Source organism: Roseovarius autotrophicus, assembly GCF_018069895.1.
GTDB lineage: Bacteria > Pseudomonadota > Alphaproteobacteria > Rhodobacterales > Rhodobacteraceae > Roseovarius > Roseovarius autotrophicus.
This window is the reverse complement of sequence record NZ_JAGQDH010000076.1, coordinates 1-878: the sequence shown is the minus strand read 5'-3', so window position 1 is coordinate 878 and position 878 is coordinate 1. Positions and strand designations below refer to the sequence as shown.

Below are 878 nucleotides of genomic sequence, written 5' to 3'. Positions count from 1 at the left end.
AGGTAAGCGCGACGCCGATCCCCTCCTGCCATTTCTGACTTGATCCAGCCATTCTGTGCGCATGCGCGTGACGGAGGGTTTGGATTTTGGAAGTAGACGGCAAAATGGGCGTCCATTTGGACGGCCCGATGGGTGCCGGGGTTTCCCGGCTGGAAGTAATCGAGGGGCCGAGCGGTCGTCGGCGGCGCACGAAGGCGGAGCGGGCGCGGATCGCGGCGGAGAGCATGATGCCGGGTGTGACGGTGGCGGATGTTGCGCGCAAGCACGGCACGACGCGGTGGCAGATTTACGATTGGCGCAAGCAGCTTCGCAAAGGCAACCTGGTGGTGCCCGAGAGCGTGGCATCCTTGCCTGTCTTCGCAGAGCTCGTTGTTGATGACAGTTCGGCCGAGCCGGCGGTGTCTGTCACAAGGTCCGATCTCGAGATCGTGGTAGGTGATGTCGTGATCCGTGCTGGCGCTGATGCCGATGAGGAGCAGCTGACGCGGGCGATCCGGGCAGCACGGGCTGCAGCATCGTGATGTTCGGTCATGGCGGGCCGGTGAAGGTCTTTGTGGCGACCCGGCCGGTAGACTTCCGCAAGGGCATCGATGGCCTGGCACTGGCCGTGCAGGAAATGTTCGGGATGGACCCGTTCTGCGGCGCGGCCTTTGTGTTCCGCGCGAAACGCGCCGACAGGATCAAGCTCTTGATCTGGGATCAGACAGGCATGGTGCTGGTCCACAAGCGCCTGGAGGGCGGAAAGTTCGTCTGGCCACAGGTGCGCGACGGCGTCATGCGCATGTCCAGCGCGCAGTTCGCAGCCCTTTTTGAAGGCGTGGATTGGCGACTTGTGCGGCCCGAGCGGGCGCGGCGCCCGCTGGTGGCTGGTTAATTGG

At 64.0% G+C, this 878-nt stretch carries 2 protein-coding genes; both read left to right on the top strand.

All coding sequences use genetic code 11. The features are described from left to right. Nucleotides 1–104: 104 nt before the first annotated feature. Nucleotides 105–521, top strand: coding sequence for an IS66-like element accessory protein TnpA (gene tnpA / locus KAK09_RS18615; protein WP_247651435.1), 417 nt, complete (start codon nt 105–107; stop codon nt 519–521). Continuing rightward, complete coding sequence (tnpB, locus tag KAK09_RS18610; protein WP_117293361.1) at nt 521–874, top strand: IS66 family insertion sequence element accessory protein TnpB; 354 nt, start codon at nt 521–523, stop codon at nt 872–874. Before tnpA ends, tnpB begins: the two co-directional genes overlap by 1 nt. The last annotated feature ends 4 nt before the right edge of the window (nt 875–878 follow it).